The sequence below is a fragment of the Actinomadura sp. RB99 genome (genome assembly GCF_014706005.1).
In the GTDB taxonomy this organism is placed as follows: domain Bacteria; phylum Actinomycetota; class Actinomycetes; order Streptosporangiales; family Streptosporangiaceae; genus Spirillospora.
Map to the genome: position 1 here is coordinate 1 of NZ_JABMCA010000001.1, position 25,530 is coordinate 25,530.

The 25,530-nt window shown below is 72.8% G+C and carries 30 protein-coding genes; 13 read left to right on the forward strand and 17 right to left on the reverse strand.

Going from position 1 to position 25,530, the window contains the following annotated elements; all coding sequences use genetic code 11:
• Both amrb99_RS00005 and amrb99_RS00010 read left to right on the forward strand, forming a co-directional pair.
• Window positions 1-749, forward strand: a 749-nt coding sequence (locus tag amrb99_RS00005; RefSeq protein ID WP_190850395.1) for a L,D-transpeptidase, incomplete at its 5' end; no start/stop codon positions are given.
• Window positions 750-874: 125 nt separating this feature from the next.
• Window positions 875-1,534: a choice-of-anchor P family protein gene (locus tag amrb99_RS00010; protein ID WP_190850398.1), complete on the forward strand. Its 660-nt coding sequence runs from the start codon at window positions 875-877 to the stop codon at window positions 1,532-1,534.
• Between the two features lie 17 nt (window positions 1,535-1,551).
• Here the strand turns inward: amrb99_RS00010 and amrb99_RS00015 are convergent, their stop codons facing one another.
• The 6 genes from amrb99_RS00015 to amrb99_RS00040 all read right to left on the reverse strand — a co-directional run bounded on the left by amrb99_RS00015 (window position 1,552) and on the right by amrb99_RS00040 (window position 4,881).
• Entirely contained in the window at window positions 1,552-1,926 is a 375-nt protein-coding gene (locus tag amrb99_RS00015) for an STAS domain-containing protein (protein WP_347256468.1), read from the reverse strand.
• Window positions 1,927-1,997: 71 nt separating this feature from the next.
• The gene (locus amrb99_RS00020) at window positions 1,998-2,456 is read right to left on the reverse strand and encodes an ATP-binding protein (protein WP_190850400.1); all 459 of its coding nucleotides are present in this window, start codon (window positions 2,454-2,456) and stop codon (window positions 1,998-2,000) included.
• A gap of 81 nt (window positions 2,457-2,537) precedes the next feature.
• A complete protein-coding gene (locus amrb99_RS00025) occupies window positions 2,538-2,765 on the reverse strand; it encodes a hypothetical protein (protein ID WP_190850402.1) in 228 nt (75 codons plus the stop codon).
• A gap of 85 nt (window positions 2,766-2,850) precedes the next feature.
• Window positions 2,851-3,231, reverse strand: coding sequence for a hypothetical protein (locus amrb99_RS00030; protein ID WP_190850404.1), 381 nt, complete (start codon window positions 3,229-3,231; stop codon window positions 2,851-2,853).
• A gap of 62 nt (window positions 3,232-3,293) precedes the next feature.
• Window positions 3,294-3,602 (reverse strand): 4a-hydroxytetrahydrobiopterin dehydratase, encoded by a 309-nt coding sequence (locus tag amrb99_RS00035; protein WP_190850406.1) that lies wholly within the window; start codon window positions 3,600-3,602, stop codon window positions 3,294-3,296.
• A 13-nt stretch (window positions 3,603-3,615) separates the two neighbouring features.
• The gene (locus tag amrb99_RS00040) at window positions 3,616-4,881 is read right to left on the reverse strand and encodes a helix-turn-helix transcriptional regulator (RefSeq protein ID WP_190850408.1); all 1,266 of its coding nucleotides are present in this window, start codon (window positions 4,879-4,881) and stop codon (window positions 3,616-3,618) included.
• A 319-nt stretch (window positions 4,882-5,200) separates the two neighbouring features.
• Between amrb99_RS00040 and amrb99_RS00045 the strand changes: the two genes are divergently transcribed.
• Both amrb99_RS00045 and amrb99_RS52920 read left to right on the forward strand, forming a co-directional pair.
• On the forward strand, window positions 5,201-5,746 hold the full coding sequence (locus amrb99_RS00045) for a hypothetical protein (RefSeq protein WP_190850410.1): 546 nt from the start codon (window positions 5,201-5,203) through the stop codon (window positions 5,744-5,746).
• A gap of 26 nt (window positions 5,747-5,772) precedes the next feature.
• Window positions 5,773-6,576 (forward strand): phosphotransferase, encoded by an 804-nt coding sequence (locus amrb99_RS52920; RefSeq protein ID WP_190850418.1) that lies wholly within the window; start codon window positions 5,773-5,775, stop codon window positions 6,574-6,576.
• A 95-nt stretch (window positions 6,577-6,671) separates the two neighbouring features.
• Here the strand turns inward: amrb99_RS52920 and amrb99_RS00055 are convergent, their stop codons facing one another.
• From amrb99_RS00055 to amrb99_RS00075, 5 genes are read right to left on the reverse strand one after another with little or no spacing between them, the layout of a single operon-like run.
• Complete coding sequence (locus tag amrb99_RS00055; RefSeq protein WP_206699731.1) at window positions 6,672-7,709, reverse strand: SMP-30/gluconolactonase/LRE family protein; 1,038 nt, start codon at window positions 7,707-7,709, stop codon at window positions 6,672-6,674.
• Entirely contained in the window at window positions 7,706-8,917 is a 1,212-nt protein-coding gene (locus amrb99_RS00060; protein WP_190850426.1) for an acyl-CoA dehydrogenase family protein, read from the reverse strand. Before amrb99_RS00060 ends, amrb99_RS00055 begins: the two co-directional genes overlap by 4 nt.
• The gene (locus amrb99_RS00065) at window positions 8,917-9,558 is read right to left on the reverse strand and encodes a carboxymuconolactone decarboxylase family protein (RefSeq protein WP_190850428.1); all 642 of its coding nucleotides are present in this window, start codon (window positions 9,556-9,558) and stop codon (window positions 8,917-8,919) included. The genes amrb99_RS00060 and amrb99_RS00065 overlap by 1 nt, the downstream gene beginning before the upstream one ends.
• On the reverse strand, window positions 9,542-10,123 hold the full coding sequence (locus tag amrb99_RS00070) for a VOC family protein (protein ID WP_190850430.1): 582 nt from the start codon (window positions 10,121-10,123) through the stop codon (window positions 9,542-9,544). Before amrb99_RS00070 ends, amrb99_RS00065 begins: the two co-directional genes overlap by 17 nt.
• A gap of 14 nt (window positions 10,124-10,137) precedes the next feature.
• Entirely contained in the window at window positions 10,138-11,661 is a 1,524-nt protein-coding gene (locus tag amrb99_RS00075) for an AMP-binding protein (RefSeq protein WP_190850432.1), read from the reverse strand.
• Between the two features lie 137 nt (window positions 11,662-11,798).
• Between amrb99_RS00075 and amrb99_RS00080 the strand changes: the two genes are divergently transcribed.
• The 5 genes from amrb99_RS00080 to amrb99_RS00100 all read left to right on the forward strand — a co-directional run bounded on the left by amrb99_RS00080 (window position 11,799) and on the right by amrb99_RS00100 (window position 17,038).
• The gene (locus tag amrb99_RS00080; RefSeq protein ID WP_190850434.1) at window positions 11,799-12,452 is read left to right on the forward strand and encodes a TetR/AcrR family transcriptional regulator; all 654 of its coding nucleotides are present in this window, start codon (window positions 11,799-11,801) and stop codon (window positions 12,450-12,452) included.
• Between the two features lie 24 nt (window positions 12,453-12,476).
• On the forward strand, window positions 12,477-12,887 hold the full coding sequence (locus amrb99_RS00085; RefSeq protein ID WP_190850436.1) for a nuclear transport factor 2 family protein: 411 nt from the start codon (window positions 12,477-12,479) through the stop codon (window positions 12,885-12,887).
• A complete protein-coding gene (locus tag amrb99_RS00090; RefSeq protein ID WP_190850439.1) occupies window positions 12,884-14,203 on the forward strand; it encodes a phosphotransferase in 1,320 nt (439 codons plus the stop codon). The genes amrb99_RS00085 and amrb99_RS00090 overlap by 4 nt, the downstream gene beginning before the upstream one ends.
• 69 nt (window positions 14,204-14,272) lie before the next feature.
• Window positions 14,273-15,217, forward strand: a complete 945-nt coding sequence (locus amrb99_RS00095; RefSeq protein WP_190850441.1) for a hypothetical protein — start codon at window positions 14,273-14,275, stop codon at window positions 15,215-15,217.
• Between the two features lie 234 nt (window positions 15,218-15,451).
• A complete protein-coding gene (locus amrb99_RS00100; protein WP_347256469.1) occupies window positions 15,452-17,038 on the forward strand; it encodes a metallophosphoesterase family protein in 1,587 nt (528 codons plus the stop codon).
• Window positions 17,039-17,171: 133 nt separating this feature from the next.
• Here amrb99_RS00100 and amrb99_RS00105 read toward each other — a convergent pair whose 3' ends face one another.
• From amrb99_RS00105 to amrb99_RS00115, 3 genes are all read right to left on the reverse strand, one after another.
• Window positions 17,172-17,774 carry a cysteine hydrolase family protein gene (locus tag amrb99_RS00105; protein ID WP_190850443.1) on the reverse strand — a complete coding sequence of 201 codons (603 nt, stop codon included), beginning with the start codon at window positions 17,772-17,774 and terminating at the stop codon, window positions 17,172-17,174.
• A gap of 129 nt (window positions 17,775-17,903) precedes the next feature.
• Entirely contained in the window at window positions 17,904-18,878 is a 975-nt protein-coding gene (locus amrb99_RS00110; protein ID WP_190850445.1) for a helix-turn-helix domain-containing protein, read from the reverse strand.
• A 94-nt stretch (window positions 18,879-18,972) separates the two neighbouring features.
• Complete coding sequence (locus amrb99_RS00115; protein ID WP_241755100.1) at window positions 18,973-19,860, reverse strand: hydroxymethylglutaryl-CoA lyase; 888 nt, start codon at window positions 19,858-19,860, stop codon at window positions 18,973-18,975.
• A gap of 71 nt (window positions 19,861-19,931) precedes the next feature.
• On the opposite strand from amrb99_RS00115, the gene amrb99_RS00120 reads away from it, so the two are divergent.
• Window positions 19,932-20,585 (forward strand): GntR family transcriptional regulator, encoded by a 654-nt coding sequence (locus amrb99_RS00120; RefSeq protein WP_190850450.1) that lies wholly within the window; start codon window positions 19,932-19,934, stop codon window positions 20,583-20,585.
• Window positions 20,582-21,772, forward strand: a complete 1,191-nt coding sequence (locus amrb99_RS00125) for a CoA transferase (RefSeq protein WP_190850452.1) — start codon at window positions 20,582-20,584, stop codon at window positions 21,770-21,772. Before amrb99_RS00120 ends, amrb99_RS00125 begins: the two co-directional genes overlap by 4 nt.
• A gap of 47 nt (window positions 21,773-21,819) precedes the next feature.
• Here amrb99_RS00125 and amrb99_RS00130 read toward each other — a convergent pair whose 3' ends face one another.
• Window positions 21,820-22,242, reverse strand: a complete 423-nt coding sequence (locus amrb99_RS00130) for a lamin tail domain-containing protein (RefSeq protein WP_347256470.1) — start codon at window positions 22,240-22,242, stop codon at window positions 21,820-21,822.
• Window positions 22,243-22,435: 193 nt separating this feature from the next.
• Entirely contained in the window at window positions 22,436-23,365 is a 930-nt protein-coding gene (locus amrb99_RS00135) for an NADP-dependent oxidoreductase (RefSeq protein ID WP_190850457.1), read from the reverse strand.
• 84 nt (window positions 23,366-23,449) lie between these two features.
• Here amrb99_RS00135 and amrb99_RS00140 point away from each other — a divergent pair, with 84 nt between their 5' ends.
• Window positions 23,450-24,019, forward strand: a complete 570-nt coding sequence (locus amrb99_RS00140; protein ID WP_190850460.1) for a TetR/AcrR family transcriptional regulator — start codon at window positions 23,450-23,452, stop codon at window positions 24,017-24,019.
• Between the two features lie 83 nt (window positions 24,020-24,102).
• Here amrb99_RS00140 and amrb99_RS00145 read toward each other — a convergent pair whose 3' ends face one another.
• Window positions 24,103-24,864 carry an SDR family oxidoreductase gene (locus amrb99_RS00145; protein WP_347256471.1) on the reverse strand — a complete coding sequence of 254 codons (762 nt, stop codon included), beginning with the start codon at window positions 24,862-24,864 and terminating at the stop codon, window positions 24,103-24,105.
• Window positions 24,865-24,941: 77 nt separating this feature from the next.
• Here amrb99_RS00145 and amrb99_RS00150 point away from each other — a divergent pair, with 77 nt between their 5' ends.
• Window positions 24,942-25,526 carry a hemerythrin domain-containing protein gene (locus amrb99_RS00150; RefSeq protein ID WP_190850464.1) on the forward strand — a complete coding sequence of 195 codons (585 nt, stop codon included), beginning with the start codon at window positions 24,942-24,944 and terminating at the stop codon, window positions 25,524-25,526.
• Window positions 25,527-25,530: the final 4 nt, after the last annotated feature.

Here is a 25,530-nt window from a genome sequence, read left to right on the forward strand (position 1 = left end):
GCTGCGGGCACTCGCCCGCCAACACCGCCTCCGCCCGCGGCGGCGACCGGGCGACCCCCGCGCAGGCCCCGGGCGGCGCGGGCCGCGCGGCCGGCGCCCCCGAGGCCACCACGTTCGCCCGCCTCAAGGGCGTCCCGCACGACGACGCACCGGACGGCGCCACCGGCGGGCTCGTCGTGCACCCCGCCAAGCCCGTCCCGGTCCTCGACAAGCCCGGCGGACGGACCGTCGCCACGCTCCCCGCCACGGAACTGGGCGGCCCCACCTGGGTGCCCGTCGTGCAGAGCTCCGGGGACTGGCGGCGCGTGCTGCTGCCGAGCCGCCCCAACGGATCGACCGGCTGGATCTCCGGCGCCGCCGACGGCCTGCTCACCGCGCACACGCCCTACACCGTCAAGGTCGACCTGTCGCGGCGCCGGCTCACCCTGCTCAAGTCCGGCAAGCCCGCCGGCTCCTGGGCGGTCGCGGTCGGCGCCGCCAAGACCCCGACGCCCACCGGCCGCACCTTCATGCTGGCCACCCTCGCCCCCGCCAAGAAGACGCCCAGCCCGCTGGTGCTGCCGCTCGGCACGCACTCGGCCACCCTGGACAGCTTCGGCGGCGGCCCCGGAACCGTCGCCCTGCACGGCTGGCCCGACCGGTCCGTGTTCGGCAAGGCGGTCACCCACGGCTGCGTGCGCGTGCCCCAGGACGCGCTCCAGTCCCTCTCCAAGGTCCCGCTCGGAAGCCTCGTGTTCATCGACGCCTGAGCCCGGCGGCCGGTACACCCGGCACGCCGTCCGCCGGCGCCCGGCGCGCCGGCGGGACCCCGCGAACCCCGCTCGACGGCCACGGCCGTCCCTTCATCCGGATACACACCGATCGGAGACGATCCATGCACGCCTTCACCCGCCTGACCGCCGCCGGCCTGCTCGCCGCCGGCCTCACCGCCGCGGCCGCCGCGGCCACCGGACCCGCCCTCGCCGCGCCGCCCGATCCGTCCGGGTCCGGGTCGGCCTTCGGGCTCGCCGCCACCGGGCCGCTCGGCGCCGTCCCGCCGGTGCCCGCCGTCTCGTCCGACGGCGGCCCCGCGCACAAGAGCGTGCTCAGCGAGGACCGCCTCAAGGCCGTCCGCGCGTCCGCGCTGAACGTCGACGCGACGCCCTCGAACGCCCGCTCCAACGTCACGGACCTCGCCGTCCCCACCGCGAAGCTGATGGCGAACGCGGTCACCGCGACCTGCCACAACGGCCAGGGCGGCGCGCACCTGACGCGGGCCACCGTCGCGGGCAAGCGGCTGGACGCGACGCCGCCGCCCAACACCACCGTCCCGGTGGACGTCGAGGGCGTCGGCCGCACCTCGCTCGTCCTCAACAAGCAGCAGCGCATGCCGAACGGGCGGCTCGCCGTCACCGCCATGCAGCTGAACCTGCCCGGCGGCAAGGGCGCCGTCCGGGTCGCGTCCGCCACCTGCGGCCGCGTCCCCGCGCAGCGTCCCGCCGAGGCGCCCGCGCCGAAGCCGGTCAAGCACCACGACCTGCCGGTCACCGGCTGACGGCCCCTGGCGACGGCCTAGAACGGCGACGGCCCGGCGGTGCGGACACCGCCGGGCCGTCGCGCGACCGCCTGCTCCACGGTCCCGTACATGTCGAACACCCTCGCCAGGTGAGTGACGTCGAAGACCTCCCGCACCCCCGGCGGGCCGCCCGCGAACACCAGCTCCCCGTTCAGCGCGCCCAGCCGGCGCGACACCCCGATGAAGACGCCGAGGCCGGTCGAGTCCAGGAACGTCGCCCCGTCGAGATCGATCACCAGCCGCCGCGCGCCGTCCTCGACGAGCCCGAGCAGCAACACCCGCAGCCCCGGACTGCTGCCCACGTCGACATCGCCCGACACGGCCACGATCGTCTGGTCGCCGTAACGGCGCCGGTGCACATTGAAGTCCACCGTATTTGCCTACCAGACGCGCCGCACCGGCCGAAGCGACCCGGCCGTGCGAATGGCGCGAAAATTCCGCGTCAGCCCGCGAACGATTTCTCGAAATGCACGATGGCCCCGTTGCGCTGGACGCGGTCGAGAATGCGGACCTCCTCCGTGCACGCCCGCATCAACTGCAGCCCGCGGCCGTGCTCGGCGCTCGGCGGCGCCGGCGGCGCGTCCCAGACGGCGCGCGTCGCACCGTCCCGCCATCCGGTGTCACCGGTGTCCGCGGTGCTCGCGGCGGTGCTCACGACGGCCCCGCCGTCGATCACCTCCACGACGCACTTCGTGCCGTCCATCCGGGCCCTGACCTCGTACTCCTTGCCCGCGGTGGCATGCTGGATGACGTTCGCGCACGCCTCGCCGAGCGCCAGCGCGATATCGGCGCGCACCTCCGGCGGGACGCCGAGACCGCGCAGAGAGGCGTCGAGCGTATGCCTGACCAATGGAGCGCTCTCGGCGTTCCTCGGCAGGGTCATCTCGAGGACGACCTCCATACCATGCGCCTCCGTTCCCTCGCTAGTGGCAAGAATTCCCAGTACCGCACTCCGGAAACTCCGGCCATCCGGCAAGAGTCGCTAGTCGCCCATCGCGGCCATCACCTTCGCGCCCTCGCCGGCCAGCTCGTCCAGCGGGAACCGGGCCAGATCGTGCCGCAGCACGGTCTCCGCCGCCTCCAGCGCGGCCCGCGCGGTGATCATGCAGTTCCCGGCCCGCTCGATCTCTCCGAGCCCGATGCAGTCGAAGGCGACCTGCGCGTCGTGAATCGTCATCCGCAGCTGCCGGACGACCTCGTCCATCCCCATCCGCGTCCCCCCGTCGGCAGATTCACGCCGCATCCTAGGACGCCCGCCCGCCCGCGATCATGATCGCCGCGCGGGGCGGCGGGGCTCAGCCCTCCTCGACCCGTCCGGCCAGCTCGCGGGCCCGCGCGACCTGCGCCTCGTCCATCCCCTTGTAGTCGCAGTCGCGGTGCCGCTCCTCCTGGTCGTCGATCCACCGGGCGTGCGCTTCCCAGGCGGCCTGCTTGCTGATGCCGAGCGCGGCGCCGATCTGCGACCACGACGCGCCCGCCTCGCGCGCCGACCGCACCGCGAGCTGCCGCCCGTACACCGCCTTGCGGGCGATGACCTCGCCGAGCGCGAGCCGCTCCAGCGCCTCCTCGCGCAGGAGCGGCACGTCGCCCATCGTGTCGCGCACCCACAGCTCGTCATGCCGCCCGGCCGCCGTCAGCAGCGTGAACTCTTTCTCGATCCCGTCAGGAGTGATCATGCACCCCACCCTGACGTCAACCCACCCTGACGTCAAGCCCCCCTGACGCCTCTATTGGGCGATCAGACGGGTTCGGCTCCGTGGCCGGCGGCGATGGCGTCGATGTGGTGGGCGAGTTCGAAGTCTTTGGCGGTGAGGCGGTGTCCGGCGTCGTGGGTGGTGATGTCGAAGCGGATGCGTTGCCAGGTGATGTGGATGTCGGGGTGGTGGCCGATTTCGCGGGCTTTGGCCGCGACGTACATGGCCAGGTGGACGGTCTCGTGGTAGCTGTGCCGGTAGGTCCGGGTGATGGCGTTGCCGGTGCGTTGCCAGCCGGGGAGGTCGGCCAGGCGGGCGGCGATCTCGTCGTCGGTCAGCGGTTCGGGGGTCATGGGCGTCTCCTCGTCAGGTGATGGCGCCGATGATCTCGACCAGTTCGCGGCCCTGGGCACTGTGGTGCCAGCGTGCGGCGTGCGCGGGCAGGGCGATCAGCTCGGCGCTCAGCCGGGCCGAGCCTGTTTTGCCGCAGGCGGTGGCGGCGGCTTGGGCGATCGCGACGACTCGTTCGGGGTCGGGTGAGGCGGCTGCGGCGAGGGAGTTGGCCTGGCGGGCGCGGAACACGCCGGAGTCTCGCCGGTAGTCGGTGGGCTGGTCGCCGAGGACGCGGTCCCATGCGGTCGCGGCGTTGTCGTGGTCGCCGGCGCGGCCGTAGGCGGTGGCGCGTTGGGCGTCGGTGTAGTGCGGTGTGCGGCGGCAGGCGTTGGCCCAGGGGTAGTCGTCGTCGATGCGGAGGATCAGGGCTTCCGCGCGGTCGAAGGCGCGGTCGGCGCTCGCGCGGTCGCCGGTCATCGCGTGTCCGTGGCCGAGGTGGACCAGGGCCAGGACGCGGACTTTCGCGCACAGGCGGGACTCGTCGGCGAGGGCGGCGCTGGCGTAGTCGATGACGGCGCCGGGGTCGTCTTCGTCGATCGCGTGCATCGCCTTGTTGGTGAGGGCGTAGCTGACGAGTTGGGGGTTGCCGGAGCGGTGCGCCATTTCCAGGGCGGCGGTCCGCCAGTATCCGGATTGCTCCAGTGCGGCGGCGTCCTGGTAGAGCCAGCCGAGTAGTTCTGCGTAGGCGACGCCCATTTCCAGCAGTCCGTGCCGGACGGAGGTGTCGGCGGCGTGGAGAAGGTGGCGGATCAGGTCGGTCTGCGCGGTGACGGTCGGGATGAGCATGTGCGGGCCGAGCGACATGTCGGCGCGGTAGTGGCCGGGGAGTTGCTGGCGGAAGTACCCCACCAGTTCGGGATCGACGGGCCCGCTCTGGCCGATGCGCGCAAGGGCGCCCGCCGCGACGCCTGCGATGCCCATCTCCAGGACTTGACGGCGGCGGATCACGATCGTGGCGTTCCGTTTCTCGGGACGCAGGGCTCGGAGTTGTCCGCCCGCGTCGAGCAGCTCGTCCAGCCGATCGACGAGTCCGGGCGATGGGCGCTTGTGCCCGTTGGCGACCTTCGACAGATGTCCGTTGTCGCACGGAACCAGGGCCGCCAGCTTGCGCTGGCTGATGTGCCGCTCGTTCATGAGCTGCCGCAGTTTCTCGCCGAAGGTCATCGCTGCCATTAGTACCCGTTTCGCCCCGGGATGCGGTGCTGTCTGGCGCTGTCCGTCGAGGTGGACAGCGGACACCGCCTTTCACGCTAACGGCGGATGCGCTGTTTTGGAGTGCGAAAGGTGTCCCCCGGACACAGGAAACGGCCAGGGCTGGCGGGCGAACGCCAGTGGTTCCGGGGCCTGACCGGAAACGAGGTCCGGCTGTGAGAACGGTATCCGACTCGGTGATCTTTTCCAGGGCGGTGACGATGGACGGCATCCCGCCTGTTGCTGCGGTGCAGCCCGTCCGCCCCCAAAGCAACAGCTGACACGTCCCCCTCGAACCTCGTGGCTCCGGTCAACAGGCGCGCGCCGGGGCCGCACCCCAAACCTCAAAGGCGCGCCGGAGGTGAACATGACCACCACGCTGGACCGCGTCACCCACGCCGGGAAGGACCCGCGGGAGCTGATCCCCGCCGAAGCGTTCGCGCTCCTGGTGGACGACTTCCGCAACGCCACCCACGCCGGCCACGACTACTGCACCCGCGCCGTCGGGCAGAACCTGGTGTTCCTCAAGGCCGTCGGGGACATCCGCCGCGCTGAGCGGCGGGACCCCCGCGACTACGTCCGCATCGTCCCGACCCCGCCCGTCGACCAGGCGTGGCACCTGAGCCTGCAGCGGACCGAGGTGTACGTTCCGATGAGCGTCACCTTCGCCGAATCGTTCATCCACCACCGCCCCGTCATGGACGACGACATCCGCTCGGGCGCCGCACTGGCCCGCACCATTCCCCGGCTCCACGCCACCGGCTACTACGTGGACCCCGAGTTCTGGGACGGCGAAGCCGGCACCAGCTGCTGCCCGCCCGAGTGCAACGACCAGGGCGGCCGTGACTGGCGATCCCTGGTCGACTGGAGCGGCTTCCTGCCACTGGACACACCGCTCGCCATCCGCCTCTGACCGAACACAGCCAGAAAGGGCTGCGCGTGCGCACCGACTGGACCGACCTGCCCGAAGACCTGCTGCACCAGATCGAGGTCGAGACGGGCCCGATCGACCGCATCGAGCCCGCGCCCACGGGCAACCATGCCGACATCGCGTCCACCCTGCACACCGCAGCCGGGCGGGTCTTCGTCAAGGCCGCCCGCAAGCTGGACGACAGGGACGGCCCCGAGGTGACGTCGCTGCGACGCGAGGCCGCCGTCAACCCCGCCGTGCCCGAGTTCGCTCCCCGGCTCCACTGGCAGATCGAGACCGGGGAGTGGCTCGCACTCGGATTCGAGCACGTGCAAGGACGTCCCGCCGACTTCTCCGCCGGATCACCGGACCTGGAGACCCTCGCCAAGACCATCCACGCCGTCCACCAAGCACCCTGCCCCGACGCGGCGATGGCCGCCGAACGACGCTGGCAGCGCTACGTCGACGACCCCGCCCCGCTCGCATCCGGCGGCGTCCTGCTGCACACCGACCTCAACCAGGACAACTTCATCATCACCACCGACGGCTCCGCCTACGTCGTCGACTGGGCCTTCGTCACACGCGGCGCACCCTGGCTGGAACTGATCCTGCTCATCCCGTGGCTGCTCAAAGCAGGCCATCAACCCCGGGCAGTCGAGGAATGGGTCGCTCAGTTCCCGGCCTGGACGGAGGCCGAGCCCACCGACATCGACATGTTCACCACCGGGTTCGCCCGGCAATGGCGAACGGCCAGCCAACGGCGCCAGGACGCCTGGATCGCCCGGCACGCCGACCTCACCGCACGCTGGGCGGACTACCGGCTCAAGAGGTAACCGCTGCCCGACTGCCACGACCTTCGTTGGTTTGCGGCGAGTCGTCGTTGCGGGGCGGGCACAACGGCGACTCGCCGCGAGGGGAGGGGCGAGGGTCAGGCGGGGTGGTTGAGGCGGAGGCCGGGGTGGGGCCAGTTCTCGATCTTGAGGAGGTGGCCGGTGCTGGAGGCCGTGACGTACGCGGTGCGCATGTCGGGGCCGCCCCAGGTGATGTTGGTGATGCCCGGGTCGCCGTCCACGTCGATGTCGACGAACCGGACGAGGTCGCCCTTCGGGCTGACGATCGAGATGCCCGCGTGGACCATCGACGCGACGCAGACGTTGCCGTGCCCGTCGACGCCGAGCGAGTCGAAGTTGACGTAGTCCGGGGCGGTGTAGAGGAAGTTGCCGCCGCCGGAGCCGCCGAGGGAGCGGCCGCCCTTGATCTCGCCGGGGCCGGTGACCTCCCACCACCAGACGCGGGCCGTGTAGGTCTCGCTGACGTACAGGCGGGTGCCGTCCGGCGACAGGCCGATGCCGTTCGGGCCCTCCATGCCGCCGGCGATCTGCTTGATGGACGAGCCGTCCGCCTTGGCGTAGTAGAGGCGGCCCTTGTCGCCGGTGACGCCGTCGCTCTTGCCGTAGTCGGTGAAGTAGATGCCGCCGTGGGCGTCGATCACCAGGTCGTTCGGGCCGCGCAGCGGGACGCCGGCCGCCTCGGTGTAGAGCGTCTCGACGGACCCGTCGGACAGGTCGACGGCCTGGATGCTGCCGCTGGTGTAGTCGTCGGGGATGCCGCCCGCGAAGACGAACCCGCCGACCTCGAAGCGGCGGAGGCCGCCGGAGTTGGCGATGTAGACGCGGCCGTCCGGGCCGAGCGCCGAGCCGTTCGGGCCGCCGCCGGTCGTCGCGGCGATCGAGGTGGTGCCGTCCGGCTTCACGCGGGTGAGGGTGCCGCGGTGGATCTCGACGACCAGCACGTCGCCGTCCGGCAGGACCGTCGGGCCCTCCGGGAACAGCAGCCCGCTCGCCAGCTTGGTGATCTTCATCTTCTTCCCCTTTCGCGGACGGCCGGCGGCGGCCGCCGTCCCTGTGGTGCCGAGGACGGCTGCCGCGCCGGCGCCCGCGAGGAGCGCCCGGCGGGTGATCCTCACGCCATCGCCTGTTCGTCGCGAGGGGGGACGACCCCCCGCGCCCCCCGGTTCGCTTCGCTCAAGCTCTTGAGTACGCGGCGGGCTGTGCTCTGGATGTGGACCTCGTCGGGGCCGTCGTACAGGCGGGCCTCGCGGGCGTGCCGGTACATGCGCGACAGCGGCAGGTCGTCGGTGAGGCCGGCGGCGCCGTGCACCTGGACGGCCCGGTCGATGACGTTGTGCAGCATCCGCGCCCCGACGACCTTGATCGCGCCGATCTCGATGCGCGCCTGTTCGCCGGCGTCGATCCGCTCGGCGGCCTGGAGCGTGAGCAGCCGGGACGCCTGGATCTCGGTGTAGGAGTCGAACACGTGCTGCTGCATCAGCTGCTTCGCCGACAGCGGCTCGCCGAACGCGACGCGGGTGCCGAGCCGCGCGCACATCAGCTCGAACGCGCGCTGCGCCTGGCCGAGCCAGCGCATGCAATGGAAGATGCGGCCGGGGCCGAGCCGGTCCTGGGCGATGACGAACCCGTGCCCGCGCGGGCCGAGCAGGTGGTCGGCCGGGACGCGGACGTCCTCGTAGGCGACCTCGTAGTGCCCGCCGTTGAGGCCGAGGACGGGCGTCTCCCGCACGATCCGGTACCCCGGCGTGTCCGTCGGCACGATGATCATGCTGAACGCGCGGTGCGGCGCCGTCCCCTCGGGCTCGGTGCGGCACATGACGGTGGTGTAGGCGGCCTGCGCGGCGCCCGTGGTGAACCACTTGCGGCCGGTGATGATCCACTCGTCGCCGTCCAGGACGGCCTTGGTCTGGAGCTGCGTCGGGTCGGAGCCCGCGTGGTCGGGCTCGGTCATCGCGAAGCTCGGCGACACCTCGCCCGCGACCATCGGGGCGAGGTAGCGGTCGCGCCAGCGGGGGCTCGCGTACTTGTGCAGCATCAGCGAGTCCTGGAGCGTGAACGTGCCGAGGGCGAGCTGCCCCCACTCGCTGCGCCCCTGCACCTCGTTGACGTACACGTAGTCGAGGAACGGCAGGCCGCCGCCGCCCAGCTCCTTCGGGTGGCCGAGCGCCCACAGGCCCTCCTTCTTCGCCTCGTCGCGGAGGCGGAGGAGGGTGTCGCGGTCGCCGGCGTTGAGGGCGGGCTCCGCGGGCTCCACGCGCTCGGTCATGAAGCCGTGGACGGCGTCGCGGACGCCCCGCACCCGGTCCGGGACGGGGAACAGCATCAGCTGCCCCCGGTGAGGTCGGCGGAGATGTCGCGGTCGCCGTAGCCCTCGGGCGCGGCGACCTCGACGATCGGCTCGGGACGGTCGTCGAACTCCAGCCGCAGCGCGCGGGACATCGTCGCGTGCATCTCGTACATGCAGGTGATGTAGGTCAGCTGCAGGATCTCCTTGTCGGACAGGTGCTTCTGCAGGATCTCGAACACCCGGTCCGGGACGCGGCCGCCGTCGAGGACGAGCCCGTCGGTGTAGGCGAGGACGGCCCGCTCCAGCTCCGAGTAGCAGTCGGCGGTCTGCCAGTGCGGGATCGACTCGATCTTGTCCTCCGACATGCCGAGCGCCCGCATCTGCTTGCAGTGCTGCGAGAACACGAACTGGCTGCCGCGCGCCCACCCGGCCCGGCACTGGCCGAGCTCGCGCAGGACGGGGTCGAGGGAGGCGTTGCGGTAGAGGGCGAAGCCGCGGACGGCGTGCCGGAACACGTCGGGGTCCTGCGCGAACACCGTCCACCAGTCGCCGGGCGAGCCGGTCGCGGTGCCGTGGTCGACGGCCGGGTCGCGGTCGGGGGCGAACAGGTGGTCGTAGAAGAACAGGATGCGTTCGTCGGTGACCTCGGCGCGGGGGATCTCACGCAGGCGCGGCATTGCTCTTCTCCTTGGGGGCGGTGCGGTCGGCGGCGGTCTTCGGCGCGTGCGAGACGTCGGACTCGTCGAAGGCGCGGGTCCAGCAGGCGAACTCCAGGAGGATCCCGTCGGGGTCCTGGAAGTAGAACGAGCGGACGAACACGCCCTCGTCGAACGTGGGCGCGACGCCCCATTTGCTGTCGTCGTGGTTGAGGATGGGGCTGACCTCGACGCCCTTCTCCTGCAGCCGCGTCCGGTACTCCTCGAACTTCTCGACCGGCACGTGGAACGCGACGTGGTTCATCGACCCGACGGCGCTGAGCAGCTCGCCCTGCTCGGGGCGGGTCTTCGGCGCTGAGATGCCGGGGACGCCGTCCGGCGCGTCCGGGAACCAGAAGAACGCGACGCAGTCGCCGCCGCCGCAGTCGAAGAAGAAGTGCTGCCCCATCCCGGCGGGCAGGTCGAGGGTCTTGATCAGCGGCATCCCGAGGACGCCGGAGTAGAAGTCGATCGTGCGCTGCATGTCGGACGAGACGAGCGCGAGGTGGTTGATCCCACCGAGTTCGAACTCTTTGTTCGCGGGCATTCGGGGTGCCTCCTTCAGAGGGGAGCGGCGTAGCGGGCGCGCAGGTCGCGCTTGAGGACCTTCCCCGCGACGTTGCGCGGGAGCTCGTCGACCACCTCGACGCGGCGGGGGACCTTGTAGCCGCCGAGATGCTCGCGGGCGAAGGCGATGACGTCGCCGGGCGCGGCGGACGCGCCGGGCCGCAGCACGACGGCGGCGCAGACGGCCTCGCCCCAGCGCGGGTCGGGGACGCCGAAGACGGCCGCGTCGGCGACGTCGGGGTGCCGGTACAGGACCTGCTCGACCTCGCGGGAGGCGACGTTCTCGCCGCCCGTGATGATCATGTCCTTGATCCGGTCCACGATGTAGACCATGCCCTCGGCGTCGCGCCGGACAACGTCGCCGGTGCGGAACCAGCCGTCCCGGAACGCCTCGGCGGTCAGCTCGGGCTCGCGCCAGTAGCCGCGCATCACCTGGTCGCAGCGGACGACCATCTCGCCGGGCTCGCCGGGCGGGACATCGGTGAACTCCGCGTCGACGATCCGGATGTCGGCGAGGTCCATGACGCGTCCGGCGGCGGCGAGCAGGTGGGTCTCGCCGGCGGCGGCGCGGCGGTGCTCGGCGGTCCCGAAGTACAGGATGTTGCCGCCGAGCTCGCTCATGCCGAAGCCCTGGTAGAAGTCGCAGCCGAGGACGTCCATGCCGCGCCGCAGCACCTCGGCGGGGATCGCGGACGCGCCGTACCCGATCGCCTCCAGCGTGCCGAGGTCGTGGTCCTCGATGCCGGGGTGGCCCAGCAGGAACGCGATCATGGTCGGGGCGAGGCCGGTCTGGGTGACCTTCCAGTCGGCGACGAGCCGCAGGAATGTCTCGTTGTCGTAGGAGCGGACGATCCCGACGGTGGCCGAGCGCAGGTGGTTGACGAGGACCGCGTACCCGCCGACGTGGCAGAGCGGGAAGCAGAACAGGAAGACGCTCTCGTCGGGGATCTCCCACTGCGACGCCGAGCTGATCACGCCGGTGATCAGGTTGCGGTGGCTGAGCATGACGCCCTTGGGCGCGCCGGTCGTCCCGCTGGTGTAGACGAGCCAGGCGATGGAGTCCTCGTCGGGGCGGGGCGGCTCGGTCGCGTCCGCCCCGGCGACGAGGTCGGCGTAGCCCCGGTCGCCGCCGCCGTCCAGCCCGACGACGACCTTCACGCCGGGCATCTCGTGCCGGTGCTCGGTCATGGCGGCGAGGTGCTCGCCACTGACGATCAGCACGGACGCCTGGGCGTGCTCGACGAGCGCGGTGATCTCGGACGGGTGGAGCCGGTGGTTGAGGAACGTCAGCGCCATCCCGGCGGCGGGGACGGCGTAGTACAGGTCGACGTACTCGGGCCGGTTGCCCGACAGCACGGCGATCCGGTCGCCGGGCTCGGCGACGGTCCGCAGCGCGTTGGCGGCCCGGCGGACCCGGTCGCGCAGCTCCGCGTACCCGATCGCCCGGTCCTCGAACCGGAGGGCGGTGCGGTCCGGGTGCTTGCGGGCCGCGTACTCGACGATGTCGCTGATCAGCATGGACGCTCCGGCACGACGCCTCCCCGAAGTTGACTTGACAGTCATATCAAGTTGCTCGATGCTCGGATACTGTTCCTGCGAACATCGGCTTGTCAACCCCCCGGCGGGGCGGCGGCCCTCGGCGAAAGGAACCACGGATGGCGGACACGGGTGCCGGCGAGAGCCCGCAGGCGCCGCTGACCGAGCGCGGCGCCCGCACCAGGGAGCGCCTCATCGCGGCGGCCCGCGAGGTCTTCGAGGAGCGCGGCTTCCTCGACACCCGGGTCGCGCACATCGCCCGGCACGCCAAGGTGGCCTACGGCTCCTTCTACACGTACTTCCCGTCCAAGGAGGCCGTCTTCCTGGAGGTCGCCGACCGGCTCTTCGAGGACATGACGCGGCACTCCTTCACCCCCGGCGCCGACTCCGCGCCCGGCACCGACTCCACCGAGCCCGCCGCGCGCGTCCGCCGCGCCAACCGCGCCTACTACGAGGCGTACCGGCGCAACGCGAAGATGATGGCGATCATCGAGCAGGTCTCCACGTTCAACGAGGAGTTCCAGGAGATGCGGCGCAAGCACCGCGCCGAGTCCGTCAGGCGGTCCGCGCGGGCGATCGAGCGCTGGCAGCGCGCCGGGCTCGTCGACCCCGACCTCGACCCGGAGATGACGGCGCGCGCGCTCGCCGCGATGGTCGACCACTCGCTGTACCTATGGCTCGTCCAAGGCGACGACACGTCCGACACCGAGCGGCTCCTGGACACCCTCGACGCCCTCAACGTCCGGGCCCTCGGCCTGCGTCCCACCCCCTGAGAACTCCCCCCGAAGGAGACCCGCGTGCACGAGGAACTCGCCGACCGCTTCATCGCCGCCATCACCGGCGGCGACGTCGACACGCTCCGCTCCCTCTACGCGCCCGGCGCGCTGATCTGGCACAACGGGCCCGGCGCCGGCGGCGGCTCCGAGCAGAGCGTGGACGACAACCTCCGCACGCTGCGCTGGCTGTCGCGCAACCTCCGCGACTTCCGCTACGAGGAGATCCGCCGCGACGCGCTGCCCGGCGGGTACGTCCAGCGGCACGTCCTGCGCGGGACGCTCCCCGACGGGACGCCCCTGGAGATGGCCGCGTGCCTGTTCGTGACCGTGGACGGCTCCGGGCGCATCGCGCGCATCGAGGAGTACGCCGACACCCGCGGCAGCGACCCGCTGCGCGACCTCGCCGCCGCCCAGCGCGCGGCCCGCGCGTGACCGCGCTGGAGTCCGCGCTCGCCGCCCGGCTCGGCGCGGACGTCACCGGCCTGCACCGGCTGTCCGGCGGCGCGAGCCGCGAGACCTGGTCGTTCGACGCGGGCGGGCGTGCCCTGATCCTGCGCCGCGACCCCCCGTCGTCGCCCGACCCGGACGCGATGGCGCGCGAGGCCGCGCTGCTGGCGTCCGCCGCCCGCGCCGGCGTCCCCGTCCCGTCGCTGGTCGACCACGGCGACGACCTCGCCGGCACCCCGTTCCTGATCATGGAGCGGCTGTCCGGCGAGACGATCCCGCGCCGGCTGCTGCGCGACGACGCGTTCGCCGCCGTCCGGCCCCGGCTGGCCCGCGACCTCGGCGGCGTCCTCGCACGCCTGCACACGATGGAACCCGTCCCCGGCCTGCCGGACGACGACCCGCTCACCGCGATCACCGCCTACTACGAGGCGTTCGACGAGCCGCGCCCCGCCGTCGAGCTGGCGCTGCGCTGGCTGCGCGAGAACCGGCCCGCCGCGTCCGGCCGCCGCGCGGTCGTGCACGGCGACTTCCGCAACGGCAACCTGATGATCGCTCCGGACGGCGTCACCGGCGTCCTGGACTGGGAGCTCGCCCACGTCGGCGACCCCGCCGAGGACCTCGGCTGGCTCTGCGTGAAGGCGTGGCGGTTCGGCTCCCCGCACCCCGCCGGGGGGTTCGGCTCCCGCGAGGACCTCCTCGCCGGGTACGCCGACGCGGGCGGCACCCCGCCCGCCCCGGAGGAACTGCGCTGGTGGGAGGTCTACGGCACGCTCCGCTGGACGATCCTCTGCCGCCACCAGGCCGAACGCTTCCTCAGCGGCTCCGACACGTCCATCGAGTACGCCGTGCTGGGCCGGAAGGTCTGCGAGCAGGAGCACGACATGCTGCTCGCGCTCGGCCTGACGTCGCCCGTCACCGTCGAGGACCCGCTCGCGGCGGCAGCGGGGACGGCAGCGGGTTCGGCGCCGCACGACCGGCCCGGCGCGTCCGCGCTGATCGACGCCGTCGGCGCCTTCCTCCTGGAGGCCGAGCAGCCCGACGAGCGGCTGCGCTTCCACGCCCGCGTCGCCGCGTCCGCCCTGCGCATCGCGCGCCGCGAGCTGCTGCTGGGCGAGGCCCACGGGGCCGCGCACGCCGCCCGCCTGGCGAAACTCGGCTGCGCGTCCGACGCCGACCTGGCGGCCGCCATCCGCGAAGGCACGCTGGACGACCGCCGGGAAGAGGTGGTCGCCGCGATCCGCGCCTCGATCGTCGACAAGCTCACCGTGTCCAATCCGCGCCACCTCGCGCTTCCCGGCTGACACCGGAAAGTTATCCACATTCGGATAACCCCTTGTGGACGGCCGAGCGGCTCGTGGAGGATTTTCCACGTGACGCCACGAGTGGTGCTCGATCCCGACATTCCCGAGAAGGCCCGCGCGGTGCTCGCGGCCAACGCGCGCCTGCTGCCGCATCCGTCCGTGCCGCCGCCCCGCCCGCGTCTCGGCGGGCGGGGCGCCGGCACGGTCGCGCTGGCCGCGTTCCAGGCGCCGATCTGGGTCTACCTGCCCGTCCTCGCCTGCTGGCAGTACGGGAAGCGCGCGAAGATCGCCGGCATCGTCGCCGAAGCCGTGGTCATCGCCCCGATCGCCGTGGCCGGCTTCTACGGGATGGCCGTCAACATCCTTCTCGGCCTACCGCTCCAGATCATCGCCTTCATCGCCGTCCTCGTCCTCTCCGGCGAACCCGAACTGCCGAAACTGATCCGCCGCCACAAGGACCGCTACGTCCGCCCCGAGGATCTCAACGGCCCCGCGCCCGCCCTTCTCGGCCGCGCGCAGGCGGCCGTCGACACCGTGATCCGGTCCGAGGTCAACCGGCAGGGCCTCCTGGACGAGGTGCGGAACACGGTGACCCTTCCCCGGCAGCTCTGGGACGTCGCCCGGACGCTCGCCGAGCTGAGCCACCTGCACGCCGAGCAGGAGCAGAAGACGATGGGGCTCACCACGCCGCGCGTCGTCGAGGCGCTGCGCCCCCAGCGCAAGGCCCTGAACCTGGCGACCGAGTCCGTCATCAAGCGCGTCGAGGCGCTCGAACGCTACGCCGCGCGCGCACGGGCCGCCGACCAGGCGCTGCTCGAACTGCGCGCCCTCCAGAACCTGGCCGAAGGCAACGACGCCTACCGCGACCTGCTCGCCCGCACGGTCCGCGACGACCTGGCCATCGCCGAGATCGACGACCTGACCGAGCGGGCACGGCGGATCGAGGAGGCCCTCCATGACAGCGTCGAACAAGCCCGCAAGGCGGGCCTCTCGCTGGTACCCGAAGCGAGCTGACCCCCGCCCCGCCCACCGCATGCCGGACGGGATCACCATCCTCGGCGCCGCCATCCTGACGCTCCAGATCCTCTTCTGGCTCTACGCCATCGCCTCGTAGCGGCCGCTCAGGGCCGTGCGGGCGCCGCGACCTGCGGGGCCTCGCCCAACGGTGATCCTTTCGCCGGAGACCGTACGCCCGGCGTTCATGTCGTGGACGCCCGGGCGCACGAATCGTTCGCCACCCTCACGAACGTGAACACTCCTCGAATGGGCATCCCCCAGCGGCTCGCCGAGCGCATGAGCATGGCGGAGCAGCACGAGTACCTGCAGTCCAAGTTCTCCCGCCGGGGCCTGCTGCGCGGCGGCGCGGTCGCCGCCGGCTCCCTCGCCGCCGGCGGCCTGCTCACCGGCACCGCGAGCGCGTCGGCCCCGGCCGCGCCTCCCCTCCTCGCCCCCTCCCCCGAGCACGTCGACGGCTCGCTCGTCGCGCCGATCGGCCGGCACCTCGCGTTCGGCGCCGACCCGCGGACGCAGATGACCGTGTCGTGGCAGGTCCCCGTCCCGGTGAAGAAGCCGTTCCTGCGCATCGGCACGCACCCGTGGAACCTCTCGCAGCGCATCGCGGCGGAGGTCCGCAGCCTGCACACGCCGGCCGGCGTCGGGTCGAGCCCCGACTTCACCCAGTACTACCTGCACGTCCAGCTCGACCGGCTGCACCCCGGCACGACCTACTACTACGGCGTGGGGCACGACGGCTTCGACCCTGCCAGCTCGCACCTCGCCGGGACGATCGGGACGTTCACCACGGCCCCGGCGCGGTCGTCGAAGTTCACCTTCACCGCGTTCGGCGACCAGGGCGTCAGCTACCACGCGCTCGCCAACGACAGCCTGATCCTCGGCCAGAACCCGGCGTTCCACCTGCACGCGGGCGACATCTGCTACGCCGACCCGTCCGGGTCGGGCCAGACGAGCGACACCTTCGACGTCCGGGTGTGGGACCAGTTCCTCGCCCAGACGGAGACGGTCGCCAAGCAGGTGCCGTGGATGGTCGGGTACGGCAACCACGACATGGAGGCCTGGTTCTCGCCCAACGGGTACGGCGGCGAGGAGGCCCGCTTCCAGCTCCCCGGGAACGGTCCAGACCCGAAGAACCTGCCGGGCGTGTACACGTTCGTCTACGGCAACACCGCGGTCGTCTCGCTGGACGCCAACGACGTCTCCTACGAGATCCCCGCCAACCAGGGCCTGTCCAAGGGGAAGCAGACGGCGTGGCTGGAGGCGCAGCTCAAGTCGCTGCGGGCCCGGCGCGGCATCGACTTCATCGTGGTGTTCTTCCACCACTGCGCGTTCTCCACCACCAACCAGCACGCCTCGGAGGGCGGCGCGCGCGACGCGTGGGTGCCGCTGTTCGAGAAGTACCAGGTCGACCTGGTCGTGAACGGGCACAACCACGTCTACGAGCGCACGGACGCCATCAAGGGCAACGCGGTCGGCCGGCAGGTGCCGATCGGCGGCACGGCCCGTCCGGAGAGCGACGGCGTGGTGTACGTGACGGCGGGAGGCGCGGGCAGGAGCCTGTACAGCTTCCCGGTGCCGGACTCCTACGAGGGCAACGAGAAGCCGCTCGACTCCGTGGCCACCTACGTGTGGGACAAGGGCGGCAACAAGGTGCCGGAGACGGTGCACTGGTCGCGTGTGCGGTTCACCGGCTACTCGTTCATCCGGGTGGACGTGACGCCGGCGCCGCGCGGCCGGACCTCGACACTGTCCGTCCGGGCGCTGGCCGAGAACGGCACCGAGATCGACCGCTTCACGATCGCCCGTCCCTCCCGCGCCTGACGGCCGTCCCGGCCTCCGCGCCCCCTCGTCCGGGCGACCGCTCCGCCCGGACGACCGCCCCGCCCCGCCGGCCCGCCCCGGCAAGGCGGGGCCGCTCGACGGGGCAGGGAGCGGCGCCGTCCGGCGCGACCGGTCAGCCGGGCAGGTCGGCCTCGCAAGCGGCGACCAGGCCGAACAGGTCGCCGATCGTGGTGAGCGCGGCGGCGTGCAGGGCGTCCGCCGCGATCGGCGCGCCGTCCGGACCCGCCAGCGGACGCGTCGCGCACGCCTCCGCCACGACGGTGGGACGGTAGCCGAGGTTGAAGGCGCCCTCGGCGGTGAACTGGACGCACATGTGGGTCATGAACCCCGCCAGCACCAGGTCGGGTCCCGCGTCGAGGCGGCGCAGCACGTCGAGCAGGTCGGTGTCGTGGAAGGAGTTCGGGAACCGCTTCACCACGACCGGCTCGCCGTCCCGGGGCGCGACGGGCTCGGCGACCTGCCCGATCTCGGCGCGGACGTCGTAGGGGGTGCCCTCGCCGCCGTCGTTGACGACGTGCACCACCGGGGTACCGGCGGCACGGGCGCGGGCGAGCAGCCGGGACGCGGCGTCCAGCGCGCGGTCGGCGCCGGGCAGCGCCATGACGCCGGTCCGATAGGTGTTCTGGAAGTCGATCATGATCAGGGTGGCGGTGGGCAGCGCGGGCAGCGCGCCGTCCAGGCCGATCACGTCGCGCAGGGTCGTCGAAACGGTCATCTCGTCCTCCTGGAATGCGGGATGCGGGGATGCGGGGATGCGGATAAAAGGGAATGCGGAAATCGGGCAGGGCCGAGCACCGGCCTCACCGGCCGGGACGTGGTGAACGGGTAAGGGGGAACAGACAGGTCAGGCGGCGGTGCGGAACCGCCTCCGGTAGGCCGCCGGGGTCGTGCCGAGCCGCCGCCGGAACGCCCGGTGCAGCGTCTCCACCGAGCCGAGGCCGCACGCGGCGGCGACCCGGTCGAGCGGCTCGTCGGTGCCCTCCAGCAGCCGCCGCGCCGCCTCCACCCGCGTGGCCTCGACGTAGGCCGCCGGGGTGGCGCCGGTCTCCCTGCGGAAGACGCGGGTGAAGTGCCGCTCGCTGAGGCACATCCGGTCGGCGAGCGCCGCCGCCGACAGGTCCTCGGCCGGGTTGGCGGTGATCCACGCGCGCAGCTCGTCGATGTCGCGGCGCTCGGCGGGCGCCTGCCACAGCGGGACGCTGAACTGGCTCTGCCCGCCCTGCCGCTTGAGGTACATGACGAGCTGCCGGGCGACCTTCAGCGCGAGGCGTTCGCCGTGGTCCTCGGCGACCAGGGCGAGCGCGAGGTCCATGCACGCGCTGATCCCGGCGCCCGTCCAGACGTTCCCCGACCGGACGTAGATCGGGTCGGGGTCCACGACGACGTCGGGGTGGTCGGCGGCGAGCCGGTCAGCGGTGGCCCAGTGCGTCGTCGCCGTCCGGCCCGCGAGCAGGCCCGCCGCCGCGAGCAGGTGCGCGCCGACGCAGACGGACGCGACGCGGCGGGCGTGCCGGGCGGTGCCGGCGATCCAGTCGACCAGGTCGGGATCGATCACCGGCGCGCCGGCGCGGTCCACGGCGCCGGGCACCACGAGCGTGCCGACCTGGTCGCCGACCTGGTCGAACGTCAGGTCGGTGGCGAGCCGGACGCCGGCGCTGGTGCGCACCTGGCCGCCGTCCGGCCCGGCGAGCAGCACCTCGTAGGGCGTGCCGCCGGACATCTCCCGGTTCGCGACCGCGAACACCTCCGCGGGCCCGGTGACGTCGAGGAGGTCGACGTCGGGGAACACGGCGATGACGACACGGTGCGGAGCGGACATGGTTCCATTGTCACGGGCGGTCGCCATGACCGCCATGACCAGGTTCTGGCATATCCGGACATCGCAGGCCCGCGCGGGCGGTCGCGGGAGTGCGTCAGGGGTAGCCGCCGGCGCGGCCGAGGAGGGCGGGGGCGGGCGTGCCGAGCAGGTCCGCGAGCCAGGTGCCGGTCTCGGCGACGGCGTCCATGTCGATGCCGGTCTCGACGCCGGAGCGGTGGAGGGCGTAGAGCAGGTCCTCGGTGGCGATGTTGCCGGTGGCGGCGGGCGCGAACGGGCAGCCCCCGAAGCCACCGGTACTGGCGTCGAGGGTGGTGACGCCGAGGTCGACGGCCGTGAGCGCGTTGGCGTAGCCGGTGTTGCGGGTGTTGTGGAAGTGGAAGCGCAGCGGCGTGCCGGGCGCGGCCGCGCGGACGCGGGCGGTCAGGTCGCGGACCTGCGCGGGGACGCCGACGCCGATCGTGTCGGCGATCGCGATCTCGAAGGCGCCGGCGGCGTGCGCGCGGCGGGCGATCTCGGCGACGCGCTCCGGGGGCGTCTCGCCCTCGAAGGGGCAGCCGAACGCCACCGCGATGGTGACGCCCGCGGGGACGCCCGCGTCGTGCGCGGCTGCGGCGATGCCGTCCCAGGCGTCCAGCATCTCGGCCATGGTGCTGCCCTGGTTGCGCACGGAGAACGTGTCGGACGCGACGAGCACGACGTTCACCTCGTCCGCGCCCGCGTCGAGGGCCCGGTCGAGGCCGCGCCGGTTGAGCACGAGGCCGCTGTAGGAGACGCCGTCGCGGCGCGGGACGCCCGCCATGACCTCCTCGGCGCCCGCCATCTGCGGGACGCGCTTGGGGTTGACGAACGAGACGGCCTCGATGCGGCGGGCGCCCGCGTCCACGCAGCGGGCGATGAAGGCGATCCGGTCGTCCGGGGCGAGCACGCGGGCTTCGTTCTGCAGCCCGTCGCGGGGGCCCACTTCGAGGACTGTTGTATGCAACTCCGCCTCCAGCTTGCGAGTTTCGACCCTGATATGACTATATTGCATGCAATCGGCATGGAGGAGGGGCGATGGCACGGGCGACCGACACGGCCTACGACGCGGTCCGCCGGATGATCCTCTCCGGCGAGGCGGCCGCCGGCAGCAGGCTCGGCGAGGCGGAGCTCGCCGAGACGCTCGGGCTGTCCCGCACGCCCGTCCGGGAGGCGCTGCAGCGGCTCGGCGCGGACGGGCTCGTCGAGGTGCTGCCGCACCGCGGGGCGCGGGTCGTCCAGTGGACGCGGCGGGACCTGGAGGAGATCTTCGAGCTCCGGTCGCTGCTGGAGCCCTACGCGGCGGCGCGCGCGGCCCGGCTGGCGCCCGGCGAGGACGTCCTGGCGGACCTGCTCGGCCAGTGCGACGCGATGGAGGCGGCGGTCGCGGCCGGCGACCTCCCCCGCGTCGCGCAGCTGAACTCGCTGTTCCACGCCGCCGTCATCGACGCCTCCCGCAACCGGCGGCTCCCGGCGATGCTGACGTCGGTCATGCACGCGCCCCTGATCGTCGGGACGTTCCGCCGCTACGACGCCGGCGAGATGGCCCGCAGCATGAACCACCACCGCGAGCTGGTCGCCGCGATGGCCGCCGGCGACCCCGACTGGGCCGAATCGGTGATGCGCGCCCACATCCGCGCCGCCGCGGCCAACCTGACCCACGACGCGAACGAGGCGGAGGAAGAACGATGACAGGTGCGCTGGGAGACCTCCGGGTCGTGGAGATGGGCCAGCTGCTCGCCGGCCCCTTCTGCGGGCAGCTGCTCGGCGACTTCGGCGCCGAGGTCGTCAAGATCGAGCCACCGGGGGCCGGGGACCCGATGCGCGAGTGGGGCCGGGAGAAGCCGCACGGGATGTCGCTGTGGTGGCCGATCCTCGCCCGCAACAAGAAGTCCGTCACGCTGAACCTGCGCACGCCGGAGGGCCAGGCCCTCGCCCGGAAGATCATCGCGCAGGCCGACGTGCTGGTGGAGAACTTCCGTCCCGGCACCCTGGAGCGCTGGGGGCTCGCGCCCGCCGACCTGCAGAGGGAGAACCCGCGGCTGATCATCACCCGGGTCACCGGCTACGGGCAGGACGGCCCGTACGCGCCGCGCGCCGGGTTCGGCTCGATCGGCGAGGCGATGGGCGGCATCCGGTACGTCACCGGCGACCCCGACAAGCCGCCGTCCCGGGCGGGCATCTCGCTGGGCGACGAGCTGGCCGGCACGTTCGCCGCGCTCGGCACCCTCGTCGCGCTGCACGCCCGGCACCGGACGGGCCGCGGCCAGATCGTCGACTCGGCCCTCTACGAGGCGGTGCTCGCGCTGATGGAGTCGCTCGTCCCGGAATGGGAGATCGCGGGCTACCAGCGGGAGCGCACCGGGTCCGTGCTGCCGAACATCGCGCCGTCCAACGTCTACCCCACGCTGGACGGGCCCGTCCTCATCGCCGCGAACCGCGACACGATCTGGCGGCGGCTCGCCGCGCTGATGGGCCGTCCCGAGCTGGCCGACGACGAGCGGTACGCGACGCACGGCGCGCGCGGCACCAACGCCGAGGAGCTGGACGAGCTGATCGGCGCGTGGACGGCGGGCCAGAGCTCCGACGCGCTGCTGGAGCTGCTGCACGAGAACGGCATCCCGGCCGGGCTCACCTACCGCGCGAAGGACATGCTGGCGGACCCGCACTACAAGGCCCGGGAGGCGATCATCCGGATGGCGCACCCGGACTTCGGCGACTTCCCGATGCACAACGTGTTCCCGAAGCTGTCCGACACCCCGGGCGAGGTGCGGACGCTCGGCCCGTCCCTCGGCCAGCACAACGCCGAGGTCTACGGCGAGCTGCTCGGCCTGTCCGCCGACGAGATCACGTCACTGGAGTCGGCCGGCACCATCTGACCGGCGGGCGCCCCGCCCGGCCCCTGGGCAGGCGGGGCGCCCGATCGTCAGCAGTACTTCGACGAGCCGCCGCTCCCCCACGAGCAGGAGTCCGCCAGGGAGCCGCTCGGATAGCGGAGGTAGGCGGCGTCACCGGTGTTGTTCCAGATGTACGCCTTCGAGCCCCAGTACCGGTTCGTCGCGGTGTTCGTCCCCCGCCCGGTGTGCACGTAGACCGACTTGTGCCCCTTGAGGGTGAACGAGCCGAACGTGTAGGTGTGGCCGGACTTGTCGCGCAGCGTGACCCCCTTGAGCTGCCGCGCCGTCGTGGTCCGGTTGTAGAGCTGCACCCACTCGGCGTTCAGCGACGCGTTCGACCGCGTGTCCTTGCCGGGCGAGTCGTAGTAGACGCGGTAGATCTGCACCGGACTGGCGGCCTCGGCGGGCGCCGCCGCCAGCAGTCCCGCCGCCACCGCTCCGGCGATGGCCACGGCCCCCGAAACAAGAAGCCTCTTCACCCCGAGAACCCCTCTCGTTCACCAGCGAATGCCTATTTGTACCGGCATTCACGGACACATGGTGGCGCGTGGCCATGTGTGGGTCTCATGGCAACCGCAGGGCCCTCTCAGGCGTCCCGGCCACCCCGTGTTTTCCCTGATGAAGCCCGAAGTCGCGGGCGGAAGTTCACAGCGTGACCACGATCTTGCCGTGGACGTGGCGCCCGGCCTGGAGCGCCACGGCGTCGCGGATCTTCTCGAGCGGGAAGGTCGCGGCGATCGGCACGGTCATCTCCCCGGCGAGGAGGGCGCCGGTGACGCGGTCCAGGGCGTCCGGGCGCGCGTCGAAGCCGCCGGTCGGGCGCACGCCGCCGGGCGGGTTGGGGCCCGCGGCGATCGTGGAGATCCGCTCGGGCGGCACGCCGAGCGCGAGCGCGGTCTCGGCCGTCTCGGTGCCGAACAGGTCGGTCGCGGCGGTCACGCCGCCGGGGGCCAGCGCCCGTACCCGGTCGGCCAGCCCGGGACCGTACGCGACGGGCTCGGCGCCCAGTTCCCGCAGGAACCCGAAGGTGCCCTCCGACGCGGTCCCGATCACGGTGGCGCCGGCGAGCCGCGCGAGCTGGACGGCGAACACGCCCACGCCGCCGGCGGCACCGCCGATCAGGACGGTGTCGCCGGACCGCAGGCCGATCGCCGCCAGCGCCGCGGAGGCGCTCAGCCCGGCCACCGGGAGGGTGCTCGCCACCTCGTCGGTGATGCCGTCCGGCGTGCGGGACAGCATCTCGGGCGTCCTCGTCGGCACCGTGACCACCAGGAAGTCGGCGGCGGCCCGGCCCACCGTGCCGCCGTGGACGCGGTCGCCGACGGCGAAGCCCGCGGCGCCGTCGCCGACCTCGTCGACGACGCCCGCGAAGTCGGACCCGAAGCCGGACGGCAGGGCGATGCCGAACCGCTCCGCCGCCTCGGGCCGCGCGGCGAGGAGCCAGTCCATCGGGTTCAGCCCGACGGCGGTCACGCGGACGCGGACCTCGCCCGGCCCCGCGTGCGGCTCGGGGACGTCGCGCACCTCCAGTACCTCCGGGCCTCCGAACGTCTCGTAGATGACGGCTCGGCTCATGGCGGACCTCCTGCGGCAGAGTGATGGGACTTGGTCCTATCACCGTACACGAGTGATGGGACCAAGTGCCGTAGACTGCTCCGCATGGCCCGCTGGCAGCCCAACGCGTCGCAGCGCCTCGTCGCCGCCGCCCTCGACCTCTTCGCGGAGCGCGGCTACGAGAACACGACGGTGATCGACATCGCGCAGCGCGCCGGCCTGACGAAGAGCACCTTCTTCCGGCACTTCCCGGACAAGCGGGAAGTCCTCTTCGGCAGGGACACGATGACCGCGCTCCTCGCCGAGGGGATCGCCGCGGCGCCGGCCGGTGCCGCCCCGCTCGAAGCGGTGGCGAACGCCCTGGACGCGGTCGGCCGCGAAGCGTTCACGCCCGCTCGCCGCGAGTTCACCGCCCGCCGGCGGGCCGTGATCGACACCCATCCTGAGCTGCAGGAGCGCGAGGCGCTGAAGGGACTCGCCCTCATCGGCGCGATGACCGGGGCGCTCCGGCGGCGCGGCGTTCCCGACCTGACCGCGTGCGCGGCCGCGCAACTGGGCGCGCTCGCCATGAAGATCGCCTTCGAGCGCTGGAGCGACACGGCCAACGACGACGATTTCGGCGACCTGGCGCGGCGGACGCTCCGCGACCTCCAGGCGGCCGTCGCCTCGTGCTGACCCGCCTCCGGCGGCTCGCCTCGTGCTGACGCGCCTCCGGCGGGTCGCGACGCGGTGGACCACCCCGTCCGGGACGGGCGGCGTCAGGCTTCTTCGGGGTCGCGGCCCTGCACCGCGCGGCCGCCGTCCACGGGGACGACGGCGCCGTTGACGAAGCTCGCCTCGTCCGACAGCAGGTACCGGACGGCCGCGGCGACCTCGTCCGGGCGGCCGACCCGCCCGACCGGGTGCAGGGCGCGCATCTCGGCCTCGATCCGCGCGGCGGACGCCGGGTCCTGGCCGGCGAGGAACGCCTCGTAGCGGGCGGTGGTGATCGAGCCCAGCGCGACGACGTTCACGCGGACCCCGCGCGGCCCGTAGTCCACCGCGAGGGCGCGGCTGAAGCCCTCGACGGCCGCCTTCGCCGTCGCGTAGGTGAGCGATCCGCGGACCGGGCGCGCCGCCTGGTGCGACGAGACGTTCACGACCGCGCCGCCCGTGCCCGCGTCCAGGAACCGGCGGATCGCGGTCAGCGACCCCACCACGGCGGGGTCGAAGTTCAGCGCCACCGCGTCGATGACCTCGCGCGCCCCCGGGACGTCCACGGCGGCGTCGCGGAACACGGCGGCGTTGTTGACCCAGCCCTTGAGGGTGCCCGCCGCCTCCGCCGCGTCCGCCGCCTCGGCCGCGACGGACTCGTCCCGCACGTCGCCGACGACCGCCGAGACGCCCGGTCCGGTCGCCCAGTCGACGGCGGCCGGGTCCAGCTCGACCACCACGACGTGCCCGCCGTCGGCGATGAGACGTGCGGCGATCGCGCGGCCGATGCCGCGCCCGCCGCCGGTGACGACATACGAGAGCCCCACAAAACGGAACGTACCACCGCGTTTGGGCCGGGTCATGGGGGCAGGGGACCAGCCGACGCACGTTCGAGGAGGAACCGATGGCAGACGTCTTCACGGTGCTGGCGAACGACCACGCCGAGGTCAAGCGGATGCTCACCGAGCTGGAGGCCGGCTCGGCCGACGCGTCGGAGGCGTCCGTCCAGGGCGAGGAGGGCCGCCGGCGGCGCGCGGCGATGGTGGAGCGGCTCATCATCGAGGAGTCCAAGCACGAGGCCGTCGAGGAGGAGTACTTCTGGCCCGCCGTCCGCGAGCTGGTGGAGGACGGCGACCGGCTCGCCGACCATGCCGTCGAGCAGGAGCGGTCGGCGAAGGAGGCGCTCGACGAGCTGATGCGGCTGGAGGCCGGCGACCGGCGGTTCGAGGAGCTGCTCGCGAACCTCATCACCGACGGGCGCGCGCACATCGCCTACGAGGAGACGATGGTGTGGCCGGCGCTGCGCCGGGTCATCGGCGACGAGCGGGCGGAGCGGCTCGGCGAGCGGCTCGAGCGGGCCAAGAGGCTGGCGCCGACCCGCCCGCACCCGCACACCCCGCCGAAGCCCGGCGTCCTGAAGACCGCCGGCCCGGCCGTCGCGGCCGCCGACCGGCTCCGCGACAAGATCACCGGCCGCGGCCGGACCTGACCGG

Excerpts from the sequence above, each read along its gene's own strand:
- amrb99_RS00010 (WP_190850398.1), top strand. The coding sequence starts at position 875 with ATGCACGCCTTCACCCGCCTGACCGCCGCCGGCCTGCTCGCCGCCGGC.
- amrb99_RS00020 (WP_190850400.1), bottom strand. The coding sequence starts at position 2,456 with ATGGAGGTCGTCCTCGAGATGACCCTGCCGAGGAACGCCGAGAGCGCT.
- amrb99_RS00025 (WP_190850402.1), bottom strand. The coding sequence starts at position 2,765 with ATGGGGATGGACGAGGTCGTCCGGCAGCTGCGGATGACGATTCACGAC.
- amrb99_RS00030 (WP_190850404.1), bottom strand. The coding sequence starts at position 3,231 with ATGATCACTCCTGACGGGATCGAGAAAGAGTTCACGCTGCTGACGGCG.
- amrb99_RS00035 (WP_190850406.1), bottom strand. The coding sequence starts at position 3,602 with ATGACCCCCGAACCGCTGACCGACGACGAGATCGCCGCCCGCCTGGCC.
- amrb99_RS00045 (WP_190850410.1), top strand. The coding sequence starts at position 5,201 with ATGACCACCACGCTGGACCGCGTCACCCACGCCGGGAAGGACCCGCGG.
- amrb99_RS00060 (WP_190850426.1), bottom strand. The coding sequence starts at position 8,917 with ATGCTGTTCCCCGTCCCGGACCGGGTGCGGGGCGTCCGCGACGCCGTC.
- amrb99_RS00065 (WP_190850428.1), bottom strand. The coding sequence starts at position 9,558 with ATGCCGCGCCTGCGTGAGATCCCCCGCGCCGAGGTCACCGACGAACGC.
- amrb99_RS00070 (WP_190850430.1), bottom strand. The coding sequence starts at position 10,123 with ATGCCCGCGAACAAAGAGTTCGAACTCGGTGGGATCAACCACCTCGCG.
- amrb99_RS00075 (WP_190850432.1), bottom strand. The coding sequence starts at position 11,661 with ATGCTGATCAGCGACATCGTCGAGTACGCGGCCCGCAAGCACCCGGAC.
- amrb99_RS00080 (WP_190850434.1), top strand. The coding sequence starts at position 11,799 with ATGGCGGACACGGGTGCCGGCGAGAGCCCGCAGGCGCCGCTGACCGAG.
- amrb99_RS00105 (WP_190850443.1), bottom strand. The coding sequence starts at position 17,774 with ATGACCGTTTCGACGACCCTGCGCGACGTGATCGGCCTGGACGGCGCG.
- amrb99_RS00110 (WP_190850445.1), bottom strand. The coding sequence starts at position 18,878 with ATGTCCGCTCCGCACCGTGTCGTCATCGCCGTGTTCCCCGACGTCGAC.
- amrb99_RS00120 (WP_190850450.1), top strand. The coding sequence starts at position 19,932 with ATGGCACGGGCGACCGACACGGCCTACGACGCGGTCCGCCGGATGATC.
- amrb99_RS00125 (WP_190850452.1), top strand. The coding sequence starts at position 20,582 with ATGACAGGTGCGCTGGGAGACCTCCGGGTCGTGGAGATGGGCCAGCTG.
- amrb99_RS00135 (WP_190850457.1), bottom strand. The coding sequence starts at position 23,365 with ATGAGCCGAGCCGTCATCTACGAGACGTTCGGAGGCCCGGAGGTACTG.
- amrb99_RS00140 (WP_190850460.1), top strand. The coding sequence starts at position 23,450 with ATGGCCCGCTGGCAGCCCAACGCGTCGCAGCGCCTCGTCGCCGCCGCC.
- amrb99_RS00150 (WP_190850464.1), top strand. The coding sequence starts at position 24,942 with ATGGCAGACGTCTTCACGGTGCTGGCGAACGACCACGCCGAGGTCAAG.